17 protein-coding genes are annotated in these 19663 nt (G+C 70.5%); 6 read left to right on the top strand and 11 right to left on the bottom strand.

All coding sequences use genetic code 11. The features are described from left to right. The first annotated feature begins 6 nt into the window (after positions 1 to 6). Complete coding sequence (locus tag AB0B96_RS37010; protein WP_362906458.1) at positions 7 to 1104, top strand: NADH:flavin oxidoreductase/NADH oxidase; 1098 nt, start codon at positions 7 to 9, stop codon at positions 1102 to 1104. Positions 1105 to 1301: 197 nt separating this feature from the next. On the opposite strand, the gene AB0B96_RS37005 is transcribed toward AB0B96_RS37010, so the two are convergent. After that, positions 1302 to 2609, bottom strand: a complete 1308-nt coding sequence (locus AB0B96_RS37005; protein ID WP_362906456.1) for a glycine hydroxymethyltransferase — start codon at positions 2607 to 2609, stop codon at positions 1302 to 1304. Positions 2610 to 2771: 162 nt separating this feature from the next. Here AB0B96_RS37005 and AB0B96_RS37000 point away from each other — a divergent pair, with 162 nt between their 5' ends. Genes AB0B96_RS37000 through AB0B96_RS36990 form a run of 3 tightly spaced genes read left to right on the top strand, consistent with a single transcriptional unit; the run spans position 2772 to position 5480 of the window. Next, complete coding sequence (locus AB0B96_RS37000) at positions 2772 to 3842, top strand: helix-turn-helix domain-containing protein (RefSeq protein WP_362906454.1); 1071 nt, start codon at positions 2772 to 2774, stop codon at positions 3840 to 3842. Positions 3843 to 3871: 29 nt separating this feature from the next. After that, positions 3872 to 4033 (top strand): hypothetical protein, encoded by a 162-nt coding sequence (locus tag AB0B96_RS36995; RefSeq protein ID WP_350948439.1) that lies wholly within the window; start codon positions 3872 to 3874, stop codon positions 4031 to 4033. Positions 4034 to 4037: 4 nt separating this feature from the next. Further along, positions 4038 to 5480 carry a wax ester/triacylglycerol synthase family O-acyltransferase gene (locus AB0B96_RS36990; RefSeq protein ID WP_362906451.1) on the top strand — a complete coding sequence of 481 codons (1443 nt, stop codon included), beginning with the start codon at positions 4038 to 4040 and terminating at the stop codon, positions 5478 to 5480. Here AB0B96_RS36990 and AB0B96_RS36985 read toward each other — a convergent pair. From AB0B96_RS36985 to AB0B96_RS36970, 4 genes are all read right to left on the bottom strand, one after another. Next, on the bottom strand, positions 5367 to 5894 hold the full coding sequence (locus AB0B96_RS36985; protein WP_362906449.1) for an ATP-binding protein: 528 nt from the start codon (positions 5892 to 5894) through the stop codon (positions 5367 to 5369). The two genes, AB0B96_RS36990 and AB0B96_RS36985, sit on opposite strands and share 114 nt — an antisense overlap. A gap of 252 nt (positions 5895 to 6146) precedes the next feature. Next, a complete protein-coding gene (locus AB0B96_RS36980) occupies positions 6147 to 6725 on the bottom strand; it encodes a type 1 glutamine amidotransferase domain-containing protein (RefSeq protein ID WP_362906447.1) in 579 nt (192 codons plus the stop codon). After that, positions 6725 to 7042 (bottom strand): DUF4031 domain-containing protein, encoded by a 318-nt coding sequence (locus tag AB0B96_RS36975; RefSeq protein ID WP_362906445.1) that lies wholly within the window; start codon positions 7040 to 7042, stop codon positions 6725 to 6727. The genes AB0B96_RS36980 and AB0B96_RS36975 overlap by 1 nt, the downstream gene beginning before the upstream one ends. After that, positions 7039 to 7590 (bottom strand): helix-turn-helix domain-containing protein, encoded by a 552-nt coding sequence (locus tag AB0B96_RS36970; RefSeq protein WP_362906444.1) that lies wholly within the window; start codon positions 7588 to 7590, stop codon positions 7039 to 7041. Before AB0B96_RS36970 ends, AB0B96_RS36975 begins: the two co-directional genes overlap by 4 nt. A 134-nt stretch (positions 7591 to 7724) precedes the next feature. On the opposite strand from AB0B96_RS36970, the gene AB0B96_RS36965 reads away from it, so the two are divergent. Both AB0B96_RS36965 and AB0B96_RS36960 read left to right on the top strand, forming a co-directional pair. After that, the gene (locus tag AB0B96_RS36965) at positions 7725 to 9281 is read left to right on the top strand and encodes an MDR family MFS transporter (RefSeq protein ID WP_350948445.1); all 1557 of its coding nucleotides are present in this window, start codon (positions 7725 to 7727) and stop codon (positions 9279 to 9281) included. Positions 9282 to 9403: 122 nt separating this feature from the next. Further along, positions 9404 to 10357 carry a GNAT family N-acetyltransferase gene (locus AB0B96_RS36960; RefSeq protein WP_362906441.1) on the top strand — a complete coding sequence of 318 codons (954 nt, stop codon included), beginning with the start codon at positions 9404 to 9406 and terminating at the stop codon, positions 10355 to 10357. A 108-nt stretch (positions 10358 to 10465) separates the two neighbouring features. Here the strand turns inward: AB0B96_RS36960 and AB0B96_RS36955 are convergent, their stop codons facing one another. From AB0B96_RS36955 to AB0B96_RS36930, 6 genes are all read right to left on the bottom strand, one after another. Next, positions 10466 to 11764, bottom strand: a complete 1299-nt coding sequence (locus AB0B96_RS36955; RefSeq protein ID WP_362906439.1) for an AAA family ATPase — start codon at positions 11762 to 11764, stop codon at positions 10466 to 10468. A 100-nt stretch (positions 11765 to 11864) separates the two neighbouring features. Continuing rightward, a complete protein-coding gene (locus tag AB0B96_RS36950) occupies positions 11865 to 13334 on the bottom strand; it encodes a hypothetical protein (RefSeq protein WP_362906437.1) in 1470 nt (489 codons plus the stop codon). Beyond that, entirely contained in the window at positions 13331 to 14458 is a 1128-nt protein-coding gene (locus AB0B96_RS36945) for a hypothetical protein (RefSeq protein ID WP_362906435.1), read from the bottom strand. The genes AB0B96_RS36950 and AB0B96_RS36945 overlap by 4 nt, the downstream gene beginning before the upstream one ends. A 28-nt stretch (positions 14459 to 14486) precedes the next feature. Continuing rightward, a complete protein-coding gene (locus AB0B96_RS36940; RefSeq protein ID WP_362906433.1) occupies positions 14487 to 15263 on the bottom strand; it encodes a hypothetical protein in 777 nt (258 codons plus the stop codon). Positions 15264 to 15607: 344 nt separating this feature from the next. Then, the gene (gndA, locus tag AB0B96_RS36935) at positions 15608 to 17038 is read right to left on the bottom strand and encodes an NADP-dependent phosphogluconate dehydrogenase (RefSeq protein ID WP_362906431.1); all 1431 of its coding nucleotides are present in this window, start codon (positions 17036 to 17038) and stop codon (positions 15608 to 15610) included. 329 nt (positions 17039 to 17367) lie between these two features. Next, positions 17368 to 19104, bottom strand: coding sequence for a serine/threonine-protein kinase (locus AB0B96_RS36930; RefSeq protein WP_362906429.1), 1737 nt, complete (start codon positions 19102 to 19104; stop codon positions 17368 to 17370). Between the last annotated feature and the right edge of the window lie 559 nt (positions 19105 to 19663).

Below are 19663 nucleotides of genomic sequence, written 5' to 3'. Positions count from 1 at the left end.
ACGACCGTGAGCGCCCTGTTCGAGCCCCTGACCCTGAGATCCCTCACCATTCCCAACCGGATCTGGATGGCTCCGATGTGCCAGTACTCCGCGGCGGTCGAGGGGCCGGAGCAGGGGGTGCCGACCGACTGGCACCTGTCCCACCTCGCCGCCCGCGCGGTGGGCGGTGCCGGGCTCATCCTGACCGAGGCCACCGCGGTGGCGCCGGAGGGCCGCATCAGCCCGGCCGACCTCGGACTCTGGAACGACCGCCAGCAGCAGGCGTTCACCCGTGTCGCCCGTTTCCTGCGGGAGCACGGCGCCGTGCCCGGCATCCAGCTCGCGCACGCGGGACGCAAGGCCTCCACCCGCAGTCCCTGGCGAGGCGGCGCGCCCACCGGACCCGGCGAGCACGGCTGGCAGCCGGTCGGGCCGAGCCCGATCCCCTTCGACGAACGTCACCCCACCCCCACGGAGCTGGACGCCGGCGACATCGACAGGATCGTGGGCGACTTCGCCGCCGCGGCGCGCCGGGCGCTGGCCGCGGGCTTCCAGGTGGCCGAGATCCACGGCGCGCACGGCTACCTGATCGCCGAGTTCCTGTCGCCTGTCAGCAACCACCGCACCGACGCGTACGGCGGCTCGTACGAGAACCGCACCCGCTTCGCGCTCCGGGTCGTCGACGCGGTGCGCGAGGTCTGGCCCGACGAGCTTCCCCTCTTCTTCCGCGTCTCGGCCACCGACTGGCTGGCCGAGAACCCCGCGGACGACCGCGAGGGCTGGGGCGCCGACGACACCGTCCGCTTCGCCAAGGACCTGCTGGCCCACGGCGTCGACCTGCTCGACACCTCGACCGGCGGCAACGTCGCCGGGGTGCGCATCCCCACCGGGCCCGGCTACCAGGTGCCGTACGCGGCCAGGGTGAAGGCCGAGACCGACCTGCGGGTGGGCGCGGTCGGTGAGATCACCAGGCCCCGGCAGGCCGAGGAGATCATCGCCTCCGGTCAGGCCGACGCGGTCCTGCTCGGCCGGGAACTGCTCCGCACCCCGTACTGGCCGAACCTCGCCGCCCGCGAGCTCGGCTCCGCCGCCCGCTGGCCCGACCAGTATCACCGCGCGGTCTGACTCCGCCGCGGCCGTCACCCGGCGCGTCCCTCCCACCGGACGGGGAGGTGACCCGTCCGGTGGGGGGACGCGCTGGGGGGAAGACGGAGCGGCCCGCCAGGGGGGCGCGGGCCGGTCCGTCTGTCAGGGGGAGTGGCGATGAACGGACCGGCCCGCCAGGGGGCGAACCCCCGGGGGTCGAGCGGGCCGGTCCGGGATCATGGGGTGGTGCGGCGCAGGGCGACCGCGTCCCGGTGGACCGCGGCGGGAGCGTGACCGTCGAGGAGCAGGCGGCGCATCAGGACCGCAACCTCACCCATCGTCTCCGGGCGGAAGCCGCGGCGGGTCACCTCCTGGGTGCCGATCCGCAGGCCCCGCGCGGGCTCACCGGAAGACTGCCCCGGCAGGCGGACGCCGCTGAGATAGACGCCGCCCTCGGCCAGCAGCCTGGCGGCCTCGTCCCCGCCGCCGAACGCGGCGGCGTCCACCGCCACGTGGTGCGAGACGGTCCAGCCCCGATGGGCGGCGGCCACGGTGAAGCCCTCGCCGTCCAGTGTCGCGGCCAGTGCCCCGGCGTTGGCGAGGCAGCGGTCGGCGTACGCGGAACCGCCCGCGGCGTGCTCGGCGGAGGCGAGGACCAGCGGCGCAAGGCGTGAGGCGTCGTAGTTGGCGGTCAGGCCGGGATAGGCGGCCGCCGACACCTGGCGGGCGAGATCCTCGTCGCGGGTCACCACGGCCGCGCCCGGCGGGCCGCCGAAGGACATGTAGGTGGACATGGTCACCAGGTGCGCGCCCTCGTCCAGCGGGCGCTGGAACCGGCCGCCCGCGATGAGCCCCGCCACGTGCGAGGCGTCGTAGAGCAGCAGGGCCCCCACCTCGTCGCAGGCCGCCCGTAACCTCGCGACGTCGTACGGGAACAGCATCAGGTTCGCGCCGACCACCACCAGCGCGGGCCGGTGCGCGCGCAGGAACGCCGGCAGGGCCACGTGGTCGACGTCGAGCCGTTCGGCGTCGTAGGGCAGGTCGACGACCCGCAGGCCCCGGATTCCGGCGGCGCCCTGGGCGTGGTGGCTGGCGTGACCCCCGGCGGTCTCCGGAAGCACCGCGATCGTGTCGCCGGGGCCGGCGAACGCGCTGTAGCAGGCGAGGTTGGCCAGCGTGGCGCTCTGCAGGCGCACCTCGGCGAACTCACCGCCCATCAACGCCGCGACCTGGAGCGGGGCGAGGACCTCCAGCACGTCCAGCTCCTCCAGGCCGGTCTGGAACTTCTCGCCCGGCCAGCCCATCGAAGGGCGGCACCCCAGGGAGATCTCGTGCGCGGCCCTGGCGCGCTCGCTCATCGTGTTGGTGCCCGCGTACAGCACCACGCCGTCCTCGTCGAGGCGGCCGCGGTGCTCGGCCAGTACCGCGTCGACCAGCCGGGACACCGCGTCGAACCCCAGTCCGCCCACCTCGGCCTCAAGCTCGGCCAGGCGCAACTGTGCCCGTGGCGGCGCCCACGGGGCGACGCGGCTGCGCTCCTCCACGAGGTTCCTTTCACCGGGCGATCGAACGACTCTCACGAGGCGGGTTCCCCGGCTCCCACGAGGCGGGTCCCCCGAAATGAGTAAGTGCGACGCTACGGCCCACGCCAGGTCGAGTCATCGTTCCGGCGCCGGAGATACTTCCTACATCTGTAGGATTGGACCGTGATAGCGGATGATGTTCAGGATCTGCTGGAGTCGCTCGCCGTGGCCGTGGGCCGGGGGATGTCCGTGGACGACCTGGAGGGCCGGGTCGTCGCGCACAGTGCCCATCACGGGGAGGTCGATCCGGTCAGGGCGCAGGCCATCCTCTCGCGCTCGGTTCCCGCCGAGGTGGGGGCCTGGCAGGAGGCGCACGGGGTGACCACGACCCGCGAGCCGGTACGGATCCCGAAAAATCCTGACTTGGGGATGGCGGCGAGGCTCTGTGTCCCGCTGCTCCACCAGGACCGCCGCGTCGGCTACCTGTGGATCATCGAGGGCCCCGGCCCGCTCAACCCGCAGGAGCGCGAAAGGGCCGTGCGCGACGCCGCCGCGATCGCCGCCCTGCTCGACGACGGCGGCAGCTCCCACATCCTGAGCCAGCTGCTCACCGGTGAGATCGGCGTGCGGCGTGCGGCCGGTGTGCTCGGTGAGGGGCCGCTGCGCGTCCTGGCGCTGCGGGGCGACCCGGACGGCCTGCGCGAGGCGGTCGGCGCGGAGCTCGCCAGGGTGCGCCGCCCGCCGGCCTTCACGATCCTGGACCGCCACGCCGTACTGCTGCTGAACCGCGGCGAGGACGCGGTGGCACTGGGGGAGCGGCTCGCCGCCAGGACCCGCGCGGGCGCCGGGCTCAGCGCACCGCACCCCGGGCTGGAATCGGCCGTACGGGCGCACGAGGAGGCGCTCACCGCGGCCAGGGCCGCCGCGGCCGAACCCGCGCTGCGGCCGGTCGCCCGCTGGCCGGACCTGGGCGTCTACCGGCTGCTCGCCGACCCGGTCGCGGGCCCGCACGGGTCGGCCGGCGGCCCGCTCGACGCGCTGCGCGAGCACCCGGCGCTCCTCACCACCCTGGAGACCTATCTGGACAGCGGAGGAGACGCCCAGGAGACCGCGAGGCTGCTCCACCTGCACCGCACCAGCCTCTATTACCGCCTCACCAGAATCGAGCACCTGGCCGACCGCAACCTCAAGAACGGAACCCACAGGTTAGAACTTCATCTCGCGCTGAAGCTCGGTCGCTGGAATGCGGTGTAGCGGCCGGGTAATCCGGGCACAGCTTTCCGGTGTTGCAGTTGATCAGCGAGATCATGGCCATCGTCGTCGTGCTCGTGCTCATTCCGCTGTCGTTAATTCTCGTGTCCGTTGTGGTCCTCCTCGCGCTGGCCGCGTTGGCTCTGGCGACTTCACGGGAGCAGGATGGGAGAACGACATCCCGGCGGAGGTAAGACGGTGCGGCAGCTCAGCGCGGTGGATACGCAGTTCCTGAATTTCGAGACCTCGACGAACGTCGCGAACATCGGGGGACTCGCGATCCTGTCGGGAGGCCTGACCCGCGGTGACCTGGTGTCGCTGCTGGCCCGCCGGCTCCACCTGGCCGCGCCCTTCCGCATGCGGCTCGCCTTCGTCCCGTTCGGCCTGGACCACCCCTACTGGACCGAGGACTCCAGAATCGACCTCGACTACCACGTGCGCGAGATCGCGCTGCCCAAACCGGGCAGTGACATGCAACTGGGCGAGCAGGTGGCCAGGCTGCACGCCCGGCGCCTGGATCGGCGTCGCCCGCTGTGGGAGATGTATCTCATCCACGGCCTGCACGGGGACCGTACGGCCCTCTACATGAAGGTCCACCATTCGGCGGTCGACGGCGTCACCGGCGCCGACGTGCTGGCCGGGCTGCTGGACACCTCACCCGAGCCTGCGGAGGTCGAGCTGGCGCCCCCGGGCGAGCCGGAGGAGGAGATCGACACGGGGGAGATGGTCGTCAGAGGGCTCGCCAAAGTCGCCGTCAACCCGGCCAACGCGATACGGTTCCTGATCAACGCCGTCCCGCACCTCGACGAGATCCCGCTGATCTCCCAGGCACCCGGGGCGGGGCTGGTCTCACGGATCACCAGGGACCTCGCCACCCGCCTGTCCGGATCCGGGGCCGCCGAGGTGCCTGCCATGCCCCGCATGACCGTTCCCCGCACCCCTTTCAGCGGAAGGATCAGCGCGCATCGGCGGTTCGCCTACACCGCCCTGCCACTGGAGGACGTCAAGCTGGTCAAGAACGCCTTCGGTGTCACGGTGAACGACGTGGTGATGGCCCTGTGCGCCGGGGCGCTGCGCCAGTGGCTGCTCAAGCACGACGCGCTGCCCGAGCAGCCCCTGGTCGCGGGGGTGCCGTTCTCGCTCCGCCTGCCCGGTGACCAGAGCGCGGGAAACCAGGTCAGCATCATGATCACCACCTTGGCGACACAGGTCGCCGATCCGGTGGAACGGCTGCTGGCGGTGCGTGACGCGATGCGGCTGATCAAGGACCGCTCGTCGCTCGCCCCGGCGCGCTGGCTCCAGGAGCTCAGCGACATGATGCCTTCCGCGCTGACCGGGCTCGCCTCCCGCGCCGCCTTCAACCTGTTCGCCGGCAGCGCGGGCCCCATCAACGTGGTGATCTCCAACGTGCCCGGCCCGCAGATCCCCCTCTACGTGAGTGGCGCCAGGCTTCTGGCGTACCATCCCGTCTCCGTCGTGACCGACGCCAGCGGCGGCATCAACATCACGGTCTTCTCCTACGACGGCTCACTTGACGTCGGCGTGATCGCCTGCCGGGAGATGGTTCCCGATGTGTGGACCGTTACCGACTATCTCAGGGACACCCTGCTGGAGCTCAAGTTCCTCGTTGAGGAGCAGTGACAGCCCGGGAGCGTCCTCGGTGAAGCGCAGAATCTTCTCCAGGCAGACGATCGAGCCCCGCTCCTGCCTCTTGACGAACCGGATGTCATCGGCGAGGGCCTGCATGATCAGCAGCCCGCGGCCGTGCTCGGAGGTGGGGGCGGGGGAGGAGGTCTCGGAGAAGTCGAAGCCGTTGCCGGCGTCCACCACCTTGATCACGCACCGGCCCCTGGTCAGCTCGGTGCTGACCATGTAGTCGTCGCTGGGAATGGCGTGCTGGATGACGTTGGAGCACGCCTCGGAGAGCATGAGCTGGATGTCCTCGCGAATCTGGGACACCACCCCCAGGGCCTGCAGCGAGGAGTCGAGAAGCTGTCTGATCACAGGAACACTCGCAGCGTCACGCGGCAGACGCAATGCGATGGTGGCCTCCACGGTCTCCCCCTTTTCATCGCCGATTCGCAGCCGACGTAGAAGCCCTGCCCTGGGGAAACCGTCCTAATCGAGGATGGGTGATCGTGTCCCTGGGATACGGCAGAAAACGGCAAAGCATTTCTTCCGTGGCATGTAACCGGGGGGATTCCCTCCGGTTCGGGGTTCGCGACGACGCGGTCCGGAGCGGGGCGTGGAACGCCCGCGGGGCGGGGGTCGCCGACCCCCGCCCCGCGCTTCGATGATCGAAGGACGCTATCCGGAGAAGGCGTCCGTCGCGGCCTGGCAGAAGGCCTTGAGGTCGTCGGGCTTGCGGCTGGTGATCAGCGTGTTCGGACCCGAGGAGCAGATCACGACCTCGTTGTCCTCCCAGGTCGCCCCGGCGTTGCGCAGGTCGGTCCGCAGGCTCGGCCAGGACGTGACCTTGCGGTCACGTACCACGTCGGCCTCGATCAGCGCCCAGGGCGCGTGGCAGATGGCCGCGACGGGCTTGCCCGCGTCGAAGAAGCCCTTCACGAAGCCCACGGCCGCGGGTACGGTCCGCAGGAGATCGGGGTTGGCGACGCCACCCGGCAGCAGCAGCCCGTCGAAGTCGGTGACGGATACCTGCTCCACCGTGGCGTCCACCGGGAACGTGTCGGCCTTGTCGAGGTGGTTGAACGCCTGGACCTGACCCTGCTCGGTGGAGATCAGCTTGGGCGTGCCCCCCGCCTGCTTGACGGCCTTCCACGGCTCGGTGAGTTCGACCTGCTCGATCCCCTCGGGAGCCACGAGAAACGCGATCGTTTTGCCGTTCAGCATGTCGTTCCCTTCGTTGACGTGCGGATATGCCATCAAGGGGATGCCATGCCCGCACTGTCGGGATCTATGCGAGAAGCGTCGATCCGGGGGCGGACCCTGCGCCGGCGCAGACCGGCGGCGGTGAGACGGGTGACGAGCTCACGGGAGGAGACGGCCTCGGCGCCCAGCGCGAGGGCCCGCTCGTAGACGGTCTCGGGAACGTCGTAGTGGTCGCGGTCGAACGCCCGGCGCGGCATGCCGAGCAGCTCCGCGAAGGCGTGCAGCTCCCCGGTGGAGCTGTCGCTGACCAGATGTGACCAGAGCAGGCCGCGCGGACCCGGCCAGCTGGGCGGGTCGATGAGAACGCTCACCGCCTGGCGAGGTCGAGCGCGACCTCCAGGGCGGCCGCCTGGCGCTCCTCGTCGGTGATCGACTCGTCCCTGAGCGCGAACCACGAGGCGTGCAGCGCGAACAGGGACATCGAGTGCTTCAGCCGGGTGGCCAGGGGGTCCTGCGGATCGACGAGGAAGGTGAGCAGCTCGAACATCCCCTCGCGGGTCTTCTCCATCGTCGGGTGTTTCTTGAGTGAGGTCTGGTTGCGCTCGAAGAACCGCATGATCTCGTGGTGCCTGCCCCGTCGCAGGTCGTGGGCGTAGCGGCGGATCAGCTCCTCGCGCGTCTCGTCGGTGCGCGGCTGGGTGCGGGCCCAGGCGATCAGCTCCTCGACCGCCCGCACCCGGTCCTCCGCCAGGCTGACGATGATGTCGTCCTTGGTCTTGAAGTGGTAGTAAAGTGCCGCTTTGGTCACGCCGAGGGCCTCCGCGATCTCGCGGAGCGAGGTGGCCTCGTAGCCCTGCTCGGTGAAGAGCTTCAGGGCGATCTCCTGAATGCGCGTCCGTGTGTCGGCGTTTTCCCTCATGGTTCCCTTACCGAGAAATTAACTTGACGGCCGGCAAGTAAGCGGCCTACATTCCAGCATAGCCGACGCTAGCCGGTCGGCAAGTAAGCAAGATCACAAAAACTGGGGGCACAGAAGTGAAGGAGACCGCGGCCGTGCCGGCGCGGCGTCGCGAGGTCATGGTAGTGCTGCCGGGCCTGATGCTCGCGATGGTCCTGGCCATGCTCGACAACATGATCGTCGGCACCGCGATGCCCCGCATCGTCGGCGAACTCGGCGGACTGACGCACCTGTCCTGGGTGGTGACCGCCTACGTGCTCGGCACCACCGTCTCGACCCCCATCTGGGGCAAGATCGGTGACCTGTACGGCAGGAAGAACATCTTCCTCGCCTCCATCGTCATCTTCATGATCGGCTCCGTGCTCTGCGGCATGGCCGGATCCGAGATGCTCGGCGGGCCGTCCGACGGCATGACGCAGCTCATCGCCTTTCGCGCCCTCCAGGGCCTGGGAGCCGGGGGCCTGATGGTCAACGCCATGGCGATCATCGGCGACCTCGTCCCGCCCCGCGAGCGCGGCCAGTACCAGGGCATCATGGCCGCCGTGATGTCACTCGCGATGATCGCGGGTCCGCTCGTCGGCGGGTTCATCACCGACCACCTCGACTGGCGCTGGGCCTTCTACGTGAACCTGCCCATCGGGTTCGTCGCCCTCGCCCTGCTCGCGGTCAAACTGCAACTGCCCAAGCTCCGCACCGAGCACCGCATCGACTGGCTGGGCGCGGCCCTGCTCTCGGTCGGCATCACCGCGCTCGTCCTCATCACCACCTGGGGCGGCAACGACTACGCGTGGGGATCGTGGCAGATCCTCGGCCTGGCGGGGCTCGCCGTGATCACGCTGGCGGTGTTCGTCCTGGTGGAGCGCCGCGTCGCCGAGCCCATCATGCCGCTCAACGTCTTCCGCGACCGCAACTTCAGCCTGATCTCGGGAGTGGGCTTCCTGCTCGGGTTCGCCATGTTCGGTGCGATCAACTTCCTCCCGCTGTTCCAGCAGACCGTCCAGGGGGCGAGCGCCACCAACTCCGGCCTGCTGCTGCTCCCGATGATGGGCGCCGCCATGGTGGTCTCGCTCTTCGTCGGCCGCGCCATCACCAGGACCGGCAAGTACAAGGTGTATCCCATCCTCGGTGGCGTGGGCATGGCGGTCGCGATGTGGCTGCTCTCCCTGATGGACGTCAACACCCCCGCCTGGCAGACCGGGGTGTTCATCGCGGTGCTCGGCCTCGGCATGGGCTTCCTGATGCAGACCACCATGCTGATCGCCCAGAACAGCGTCGAGCAGAAGGACCTCGGCGTCGCCAGCAGCGCCTCGACCTTCTTCCGCTCCATCGGCGGCTCGTTCGGCGTCTCGCTGTTCGGCGCGATCTTCAACAACCGGCTCACCTCCAGCCTGGAGAGCAAGCTGGGTGCGGCGGGCGAGCGGATCGCCTCCGGAGGCGCCCAGTTCGACCCGGCCGCGCTGCACGAGCTTCCCGCCAATGTGCGGGTCGGCTTCCTGGAGTCGCTGGCCGAGTCGATCTCCGGCGTCTTCTGGTGGGCGATCCTGTTCGCGGTCCTGGTGCCGCTGCTGGCGGCCTTCATCAAGGAGATCCCGCTGCGCGGCGCGCCCGAGGCATCCGAGGACACCCAGGCACCGGTCCCGGCACTCGACTGACGGTCTCGCTCCCGTCGCCTGACGAACCACGGGAGCATCCGGCTCATCGGCCGGTCGGCCGATGAGCCGGGAGCCAAGTGCCGACCCAGTGATCCCCAAGCCGCCCTCGCGACGATGGGGTCATGAAGACAACGATCCCCGCCACCGGGTACGTCACCCGGCGGCCACTGGCCGAGGACGCCCGCGAGATCCACGAGCTGATCTCGCTCTGCGACACCCAGGTGATCGGCAAGGCCGACATGACGCTCGACGACGTCGCCGACCACCTGAACGACTCCGCCTTCGCCGGGGAGTCCGACGGCTGGCTCGTCCACGACGAGAGCGGGCGCCTGGTGGCGTGGGCCTGGGCCTGCCGCAAGGGGGGCAGCGACAACGTCGACGTCGACGTCGTCGTGCACCCCGCCGCACCGGACCTGACCGGCCCGCTCTGGGACACCGTGACCGAGCGGGCCAGGCAGATCACGGCCGAACTCGGCCACGACCGGGCCGTGGTGGACATCGGCCTCTACCGCGAGGACAGCGGCAAGCGCGCCATCGCCGCGTCCCGCGGCTTCGCCGCCGCCACCAGCTTCATCCGGCTCCGCGCCGACCACGAGGGGACGGTCCCCGGGCCCGAACTCCCGGCCGGGGTGACGGTGCACGACGGGCTCACCGAGGAGGTACGCCGTCAGGGGCACGCCGTGCAGCAGGCCGGCTTCGCCGAGCACTTCGGGTTCGCCCCGAAGGACTACGACGAGTGGTACGAGGAGCTGGACTCCTCGGTCACCACCGACTGGGCACAACTGACGGTCGCCCGCCTCGACGGCGAGCCCGCGGCGATGCTGCTGGGGACCAACGCCTTCCTGGGGGACGAGAACTGCGGGTACGTGCGCCAGTTGGCCGTGCTCCCCGCCTTCAGGGGCCGAGGTCTGGGAAAGGTCATGCTGCGCGGGGCGTTCGCCGCCGACGCCCGCCGCGGGCGGGTCGGCACCTACCTCCACGTCGACGCCAACAACAGCACGCCCGCCCTCGACCTCTACCTCTCGGTGGGCATGCGTCAGGTGCTGGCGATCGACGTCTGGCGGCGCACGATCTGACCTCCCGCCGTACGGGCCTCGCCGCACGGGGCCGTGGGGATCATCGCGGAGATCACTGCGGAGATCACTGCGGTGCGGCGGTGCGCACTCCGGCACGGCGCGTCCGGGTCACCGGTCCGGGGTCACCCGGTGTTTGGAGAGGTGGGCCAGCACCGCCTGGTTGGCCTCCCAGCCGTCGGGGAACTTCACCGGCACGCCGAGCTGGACCGGCTCGGACGACGGGTGGGCGTCCAGGAGTTCGGGAATGCCCGCCCTGGCGACCACGACGCAGGCGTGGCGGTGCCGTGAGGTGAGCACGCACAGCCGCCCGGACTCCAGATGGAACGCGGTGGCGTCGCGGCGCCCGGACAGCGGGTGAAGCACGATCGTCACGTCGTACTCCCGGCCCTGCAGACGGTTGGCGGTGTCCACCGTGATCTCCGGCGGCACCCCGGCGGCCCTGATCGCGGCGACCTGGTCGCGGTGCGCGGCGCCGATGGCGATCCTGTCGGCGGTGACGGGATGGCTGCCGCGCTCGGAGTGCGCGACCGGGCCCCGCTGGAGCAGCCGCGTCGCCAGCATCGCGGTCGCCGCGACGGCTTCGGCGTCGGTGCGCACCGTGTGACGGCTCGGCAGCTCGTACAGCGCCCAGCCGGAGACGGCCGCCTCCTCCAGCGCCAGGTCGTGGGAGGTGCGCATGCCGTTCACGGTGAACTCCAGCGACCTGTCGTCCGGACCCGTCCCCGCGCGGAACCCGGTGAACGGGTAGAACGCCTCGGAGACCACCGGCGCCGCCGAGGCGGGCAGTCGCCAGGAGACCGGCAGCCGGTGCACCGGCAGGTCGGGGTTGTGCCGCAGCAGCACCGAGACAGCGCTCTGCACCGGGTCCCACGACAGGCCCGCCCACCGGTCGCCGTCCACGATGGAGAACGGGTCGAGCTGGCCGGGATCGCCCACGAACAGCGCCCGCTCGAACAGCGAGGCGATGCGCAGCAACTTGTCCGAGCGCATCTGGTACGCCTCGTCGACGATGGCCCAGGGCCAGGTGCGGTCGCCGACCCAGGCCCACTTGTCGGCGGTGGCGATCACCACGGCCGGATCCCCCAGGTCGGGCAGCTTGCCCGCGACCGAGACGTTGGGGTGGGCGAGGACGCGGCCGGGGGTCACGTAGCCGCTCGCCGACAGGCGGCCGATCGGCAGGTCGGGGTGCTCGACCGCGAGCCGCTCCACCAGATCGTCGACCTGCTCGTTGGTCTGGGCGACGATCATCAGCGGCTCGCCGGTCTCCGCGATGTGCCCCGCCGCCCTCACCACCAGCGTGGACTTGCCCGCGCCCGGCGGAGAGTCCACGACCACGCCGCGATGGCGGGGCAGGTCGGCCAGCACGGCCTCCACCACGGCGGCGGCCTCCCGCTGCGGGGTCGTCATGTCGTGCTCCCGTCAAGGCGCCCGTCAAGACCCCGGTCACGGCCCGTCCCGCACGCGGTGGGACGAGGCGTCGCCCGGCGGCCCGGGATCCGGTGAACGCTCAAAGCCATTCCTCCTGCGCGTCGTCGTCGCCGGGTTCGTACTCCTGTGGAGGGCCGCCGTGGGTCCACGGCGTCTGCTCCGGATCGGGCAGTGCCGCCGACGACTGGAAGTCGTCCGTCAGTGAGGTGTACGAGACCTGCTCGCCCGGTTCGGGCACGGAACCGGGGGCCGGTGTCCTACCCCGCCCCATCCCCTTGGTGACCTTGAGGGTGATCTCCCCGTCCGCGATCTCGACGATCTCGGCGGCGTGGCCACGCCGGTCGGGGCAGCCGACCGTGGTCTTGGGGGAGAGCCGCACCGGGTCGTCGGTCCGCACCGTGATCAGGGGTCTGAGCTTGCGCGAGCGGCCCTCGCCCTCGGTGTGCTCAAGGTCGGCGGACGTCACCGTCCCGGCGAAGGCCTCGCCGCTCAGCCGGTACTCGGCCATGAGCAACGGGTCGTCATGGGCGCGCTGCACGTCGTAGCTCGCCCGCGCCCGTTCCAGCCCCGCCAGCCGCGCGGCGGCGCCGACCGCCCCGTCCCTGCGCGCCTGAGGCGGCCCGCCCTCGGCGATCCGCTCGACGAACCGGGTGAACGACCCGCGGTCGATCTCCCAGCGGTCCTTCACCCGCGTCCCCTCGGGCAGTGAGCGCAACAACTCCACGCTGCGCCACATCAGCCGCCAGGTGGGTTCGAGCTGGGTGCGCAACGCCTGGCCGATCCGGTCGACGGCGCGATCGGTCGGCGCCTCCTCGTAGGCGCGGATCGCGGGGCCGAGCACCTCGTTGTCGAAGCCGGGGTCGGTGGTGGGGCCGGCGGGAGGCCAGAGCAGCGGGTCCTCGGCCTCCTCGGCCGCCTGCCGCCCGGACATTCCCTGCGGCGGATCGATCCATCCCAGCAGCGCCGCCAGGTTGGCGTCCTCCAGGTTGCTCTGCCCGGTCGCCCAGTGCAGGCTCAGCGCCTCGGTGGCGGCGAGCAGCATCGAGGAGCCCGGCTGCAGCGACCGGTCGGCGAGATAGGTCAGCCACCGGCCGAGCAGCGGCACCGACGGATGCACCGGGTAGGGGCCCTCCGCCTTGCGGAAGCGGGTGGAGCGGCCGAGCAGCGCGGCGAACGAGGCCGCGGGCCGGTTCGGCACCAGGATCTGCGGCGCGTCCAGGCATCGCTCGTACGGCTCGCCGCTCTTTCGCTCGACCGTCTCGGTGCTCTTCTGGAACCCCTCGATGTACGGCAGCAGCACCTCGGCCAGCCCGGCGGTGAAGGCGAACCGCAGGTCCCGGTTGCGGGGCTGGGGAACGACGAGCAGCCGGGGGTGACCGGGATCGGTGCCGACCATGGCGGCGAGCGGCGCGGCGGCCTCGCCCGCGAGCTTGAGCGGGATGAACACCAGCGGCTGGGCGGAGACGTGGCAGTGCCGGACCGTGGTGATCCGCTGCGCGACGCCGTCCCTGGCGGCCCGCAGCCGCGCCAGCGCCGTCAGTGTGCTCACCGCAGCGACTCCTCGCGCAGCCGGTGCGCCAGCCGGAGCAGGTGGGCGATCTCCTCCTGGCCCTCGGCCACCTCACGGGTGCCCTCGGCCAGGCCGAGGGCCTCGTCCATGCCGGAGACGCCGCCCAGCTGGTCGCGTACCTGGCGCCCGAGCAGGTCGGTGGACCCGCAGGAGCGGGCCTCGTGACGGCAGAACATGCACATGTCGCAGGTGGACAGGCAGTCGGGCGCGTAGCGGGCGGGCACCTGGAGCAGTGCCTGGGCCAGCTCCTCGGCCGAGCGGGTCGGCACACCGTCCTCGCCGGGGGCCAGATCGAAGGTGAGGCCGCCGGGCAGGTCCTCCAGCAGGCGCTCCACCCTGGTCATCCGGGCGAGCTGGCGGTTGAGCACGGAGAGATGCTTGCGTACGTCGACCAGCGCCGCCGTGGGGCGGTTGGCGAAGTTCTCCGGGCAGACGAGGACCACGTCGTGGGAGACGCGTTCCGGGTCGTGCCCGAGGTCGGCCATGAGCGTGCGCAGCGCCATGACGTAGACCGACGCCTGTCGCGCCGCTGCCGCGACCTTTTCCGGCTCGGCCTGGCCGTCGATCACGCTGAACGACTTGATCTCCACGATGTGGAAGCGCCTCCCGATCTGGAAGGCCACGACGTCGGGTTCCAGGTAGGAGGTGTGCCCGGCGATCTCCAGACTGAGCAGCGGGTGGTCGTAGAACACCGCGGTCCCGTCGTCCTCGCGCGCCGCGCGGTCGATCAGCGCCCGGGTGTGCGAGTGCCGCAGATGGGAGCCGATGCTCTCCACGTCCTGGTAGCCGACCTGGGCGACCTCCAGGCCGAGCAGCTCGCGCAGGAGGCGCAGCAGCTCCGCGCACCCGTTCTCCTTCACCAGCGACTCGAACACGTTCCCGCGGGTGATCGCGAACTGGGACTGGCCGAACGGGGCGGGGAAGCCGACGTGCCGGGCCGTGAGGTCCTTGTCGACCCCCGCGGCGTCCATCACCGCCCGGCGGACGCAGCCGGGGTTGGCGGCGAGCGCCGCGATGGCCCGCGCGTCGTGCGGGCGGGAGGGCATCGGCCCGCGCAGCTCGTCAAGCCTGTTCTGGAAGGCCTTCTCCCCGAGCTTGTTCATGAACCGGTCTCCCCGTCCAGCCTGGTCTTCAACAGGCCCCCCTCAAGGTGTTCATCGCGGTGGCGCCGAACAGGCGCTCCACGTCCGGTAGTTGCCTCATCGCCCGTGCCGCCACCTCGGCCCGCTGCGCGGAGTCGGTGGCGAGGTGCACCTCCAGCTCGGCCCGTGCCGCGCGGATCGCGGTCGCCGGGTCGGCCGGGGCGAACCCTTCGACGGCGCCCGGGATGTTCTGCGCCATCCGCGACAGCAGTCGCACCGCCCCCGCGGGAGGTTCCGCCAGCCGCGTCAGGTGCTCGGCGACGCGCATGGCCGAGACGAGGAAGTCGACGCGTGGGCTCAGCGGCCCCAGCACCCGCGACTCGGGTGGCCACGTGCTGTCGGCGAACAGCCCGCGGGCGGGGGAGAGGCGGTCGGTCAATGCGGCGCACAGGTAGTACGGCCTGGCGTAGGGGTCACCGCGGAACGAGCGCTCCTCGTCGCGCCGCAGGCTGGTGAGCTGGGAGCCGCGCAACTCGCGGGAGAAGAAGGCGTCGTTCACCGCCACGATCAGTTTGGCCGCCGTCGGCACGCCCAGCATGGCCAGCGCCTGGTGCACCTGCTCTCTGATGGGCACCAGCGAGGTCTCGGGTTCGTGAGGCGGCTCGGGGGCCTCGGAGGTGATCGCCGCGTCCCACGCCTGCTCCGCTCTGCGCAGGTCGCCGCGCAGCGATCGGGCGAGCGAGTTCTCCTTCGCCTTGACCGCCCGTCGCACCTCGGCGCGGAGCTCGGCTATTCGCCGTTCCAGCGCGTCCAGTGAATCACTCACGGCCCGGAGCGTAACAGGAGTTCCACCAGCCTCCCTTGAATTCCAGCGAATTCCAGCATTAAGCGCGAGTCGTGTAATGGAAATAAAGGTACAAAAAGGTCATTTAATGCGAAACTTGTCGCGCGGGAGGCGGGATCAGTCGGCGCGGCCGATCCCACCTCGGACGGCGGCTCAGACGGGAACCATGCGGGAAGCGGAAGGAGGCAGCACGTCCAGCCGCGACACTGCGCGGGGCCGGGCAGGGGCGGTCGGCCCCTGCCCCGAGTGTGCCGCCCTGTCACGGGTCGGCGGCCGCATCCGATCCGGCGCGGCAGACGGTCACCTCGGGGCGAGGGATACGCAGGCTAGCCCTTGACCTCCGTGCGGTCGGCCGACCACAGGGTGTGGAAGGAGCCCTCAAGGTCGATCCGCTCGTAGGTGTGAGCGCCGAAGAAGTCACGCTGGCCCTGGATCAGGGCCGCGGGCAGGCGCTCGGCGCGCAGCCCGTCGTAGTAGGCGAGCGCGGTTGAGAAACCGGGTGCCGGGATGCCCAGCTCGGCGGCCTTCGCCACCACTCGCCGCCACGAGTCCTGCGCCAGGGTCAGCGCCTCGGCGAAGTAGGGGGCGGCGAGCAGGGTGACCGGTTTGTCCTCCGCCGCGTACGCCTCGCGGATGCGGTCGAGGAAGACGGCGCGGATGATGCAGCCACCCCGCCAGATCGTGGCCAGCGTGCCGAGGTCGAGATCCCAGCCGTACTCCGTGCTGGCGACCCTGAGCTGGTCGAACCCCTGGGCGTAAGCGACGATCTTCGAGGCGTACAGCGCCCGGCGCACGTCCTCGGCGAAGTCCTCGCCCACGGCCCCTGCGGGCACTCCCGACGGGCCGGGCAGACCCCGTGCGGCCTTCCGCAGGTCCGCGTGACCGGACAGGGAGCGCGCGAAGACCGCCTCGGCGATTCCGCTCACCGGAACGCCCAGGTCCAGCGCGATCTGCACCGTCCAGCGGCCGGTGCCCTTCTGCTCCGCCCGGTCGGCGATCACGTCGACGAGCGGCTTGCCTGTCGCGGCGTCGACCTGGCGCAGCACCTCGGCGGTGATCTCGATCAGGTACGAGGACAGCTCACCCTCGTTCCACTCCGCGAAGATGTCCGCGAGCTCCGCCGGGGTCCGGCCGAGTCCTTGCCTGACCAGGTCGTATGCCTCGGCGATGAGCTGCATGTCGGCGTACTCGATGCCGTTGTGCACCATCTTCACGAAGTGCCCGGCACCGTCGGGGCCGATGTGGGCGCAGCAGGGCACACCGTCCACCTTCGCCGCGATGTCCTCCAGCAGCGGACCCAGCGCCTGGTACGACTCCTTCGAACCGCCGGGCATGATGCTCGGCCCGAGCAGCGCGCCCTCCTCCCCGCCGGAAACCCCCGCGCCGACGAAGTGAATGCCGCGCTCGCGCAGCGCGGCCTCGCGTCGGCGCGTGTCCAGGAAGTGCGCGTTCCCGCCGTCCACGAGCATGTCGCCCGGCTCAAGCAGGGGAGCGAACTCCTCGATCACCGCGTCGGTCGGCGCACCCGCCTTGACCATGATCAGAATGCGGCGGGGCCGTTCCAGCGCCGCGACGAACTCCTCGGGGGTCTCGCAGGGGACAAAGGTTCCCTCGTGCCCGTGCTCCTCGATCAGCGCCTTGGTCCTGTGCTGGGACCTGTTGTGCACCGCTACCGAGTGCCCGTGCCTGGCCAGGTTGCGGGCGAGGTTCGCCCCCATCACGGCCAGTCCTGTCACACCGATCTGTGCCTGAGACATCAAAAACCTCCAGCTCGAAAAACCCGGTCTTCACGACCGGAAGGAGAACGCGGCAGGATACCGTTGGCTGATTTCTCGAAAACCTGAGCGACTTCGTGGTGAATGCCGCCACCTTTGGTGACCTACTTTGTGACCTACGCGGATCGGGAGGCGGACGTTCACGCTCCACCTCCGTCCAACCGCGTCTAATTTTTCACGTCCGGGAAGGCAAGTCTGCACCCACCCCGATCGAACGTGCGAAGAAGGTCCCGGTACCGTGCCGATCGGTGGACGACCTGCTTTTCCGATGGTTCCGACACCCGGCGGGGACGAGCCCGCGCCGAGAAGACTCAGCGGCCGAAGCTGATGACGCCCGGAAGCTCACGTCCGATGAGGCCGCCCAGGCACCGGTAGGTCCGCGCCCCGCCCTGGAACTGCTCCCGCGAGGGCGGCAGGATCGTCTTGTGCCACCTTGTCCGCCGGTCATTGCGCTCGTCGAACATGGAGGCGAACATCACCTCGTCCGAGCAGACCTTCTTCACCGTCGGATCCTTCTCCAGGACGGCCGGATCGTAGATGAGAGAGCCCTGGGGCAGCGGGGCGATCGCGAATGTCTCCCACGCGTGGGGCTCCTGGCAGCTGATCCGCTTCGCCGTGGTGTCGCCCGCGATCGCGACGAGGCCGCCCCAGCACTCGTTCTTCGCCACGCACGCGGCCCCCGCGCCCGCCACCGCCGCCGCGGGGCAGGGGGTCGTGACCGTGGCGACCTCGAAAACCTCGCGAGCCGCGGACGTGCCCGTCTTCGGGGTCGCACTCTGGTCCTCGCCAGGGCTCTGGGGGGCCTGTGCGCCGGGCCCCTGCCCGGTGGACGGTGTCTGGTCGCGGTTCTCGATGTACATGAGCCCTACGCCGGCCATCAGCAGGATCGCGAAGGCCACGGCCACCGCGACGAAGACCCGCGCGTTCGACGTGGCCGGATGCTCCGGGGCCACCGCGGGCGGCTGGGTACCGGAGAGCCCCTTCACGCCCGGTGACGTCAGATGCGATCGCACAGGCTCCCCGCGCTGCCCCGGCGGTGTGCCGTACGGCGACGCGTGCGGTGGCATGGGCACCGGGTTCTTCTCCGGTGTCGAAACCGGCGGCGGAGCGGGCCTCGGGGCCCGGTGGGGGACGGCGGGGCGCGGAGCGTGGGGCCGGGCAGGGGCGCCTCCCTCCAGGCGCAGGTCCGTGAGGGCGTCGCGCAGCGCGGCCACCGAGGGGGTGCGTCGCGCGGGGTCGGTGGCCATGGCCTCCCTGAGCACGGCGGTCAGCTCCGGCGGAACCTCCGGGAGGTCGGGAACCGGCAGGCGGTGCAGGGCCATGATGACCGCGATGTTGACCACGCCGCTCTCGGGGAAGCGCGGCGGGCGCCCCGAGAGCAGCGCGTACAGCGTGGCGGCCAGAGAGTAGACGTCACCGGCGGCGGCGGGCTCGGTCAGCTCGAACGCCTCGGGCGGGGCGTAGGCGGGAGTGAGGGACTCCCGGGTCACCGACACCTCGCTGCCCGAGGACGGCATGGTGGCGAGGCCGAAGTCGGAGAGCACCACATTGCCGTACCGGTTGATCAGGATGTTGGCGGGTTTGATGTCGCGGTGCAGCACCCCGGCGGCGTGCGCGGCCGACAGCGCGTCGGCGATCCGGATGCCGATGTCGGCGACCTCGGCCGGTGGCAACCGCTTCTCGGCCCGCATCCGATCCAGCAGAGACCCGCCGGGACACAGTTCCAGGACCATGTACGGCCGCCCGTCGGGCAGGACCCCCGCGTCGTAGACATGGGCGACGTGCGGGTGACCGGAGAGGGCGCCGGCCGAGGTCACCTCACGCATGAAGCGGCGCCGGTCCCGCTCGGAGACCAGCACCCGGTTGTCCACCTTGAGCGCGACCTCACGATCCACCGCCAGTTGTCTGGCCCGGTAGACGATCCCGAAACCGCCCTGGCCGAGCACCCCGGACACCTCGTAGCCCGGTACCGCAAAGGCGCCAGCTCCGGCCACCTGCCACCTCCTGAAGACGAGCGGCAGATTACCGGAGTTTCCAGCGCGAACCATGGGTGTATTCCCTTCCTTCCGCTACCGGGGTGCACCGCGCCCGCCTCGCGTTGAGGGCCCACAGCCGGGACACCACATGACCGGTCCGTCTCCGGCGTGCCCGGCATCCTCCGTTTTGTCGGAGCCGCTTTCCCTGAAGCGCGCACGCCACAACGCGCCTTGCTTCCATGCGAGGCGCGGTTGATTTGACGATGCGGGTCGGGGTTCATAAAGTTCACCAGACCCGAGGGAGACGGCGGTGGCGCCGGGGCCTCGGAACCCTCTCTGATCATCTCAGCCTTGATGGGATCTTTGTCCCCTAAAGGGGTTTGATTCGACATGAATCGGACCGTCGAGTACGTTAGGCGGGTCCCCCTGAGAAGGGGGGGCAGTGAATTCTGAAACAGGTAAGCCGGATCGGGTCGGTTTGACACGAAAAAGCGGGCCTGAAAGAATAAAGGCACAACGAAAGAACAGAATAAAACGAACGCCCCGGAGTTCTGCCGGACCGGTTGGTCGGGTGTGGGTGATGGTGTACGCGTCCGTTTCTTGAGAACTCAACAGTGTGTTAAAAGCCAGT

It is taken from the genome of Streptosporangium sp. NPDC049046 (assembly GCF_040649155.1).
GTDB lineage: Bacteria > Actinomycetota > Actinomycetes > Streptosporangiales > Streptosporangiaceae > Streptosporangium.
Note: the sequence above shows the minus strand (reverse complement) of the source record. Positions and strands in the feature narration are given on the sequence as shown.

Excerpts from the sequence above, each read along its gene's own strand:
- gndA (WP_362906431.1), bottom strand. The coding sequence starts at position 17,038 with ATGTCTCAGGCACAGATCGGTGTGACAGGACTGGCCGTGATGGGGGCG.
- AB0B96_RS36945 (WP_362906435.1), bottom strand. The coding sequence starts at position 14,458 with ATGAACAAGCTCGGGGAGAAGGCCTTCCAGAACAGGCTTGACGAGCTG.
- AB0B96_RS36955 (WP_362906439.1), bottom strand. The coding sequence starts at position 11,764 with ATGACGACCCCGCAGCGGGAGGCCGCCGCCGTGGTGGAGGCCGTGCTG.
- AB0B96_RS36980 (WP_362906447.1), bottom strand. The coding sequence starts at position 6,725 with ATGGCATATCCGCACGTCAACGAAGGGAACGACATGCTGAACGGCAAA.
- AB0B96_RS36970 (WP_362906444.1), bottom strand. The coding sequence starts at position 7,590 with ATGAGGGAAAACGCCGACACACGGACGCGCATTCAGGAGATCGCCCTG.
- AB0B96_RS36930 (WP_362906429.1), bottom strand. The coding sequence starts at position 19,104 with ATGGTTCGCGCTGGAAACTCCGGTAATCTGCCGCTCGTCTTCAGGAGG.
- AB0B96_RS36960 (WP_362906441.1), top strand. The coding sequence starts at position 9,404 with ATGAAGACAACGATCCCCGCCACCGGGTACGTCACCCGGCGGCCACTG.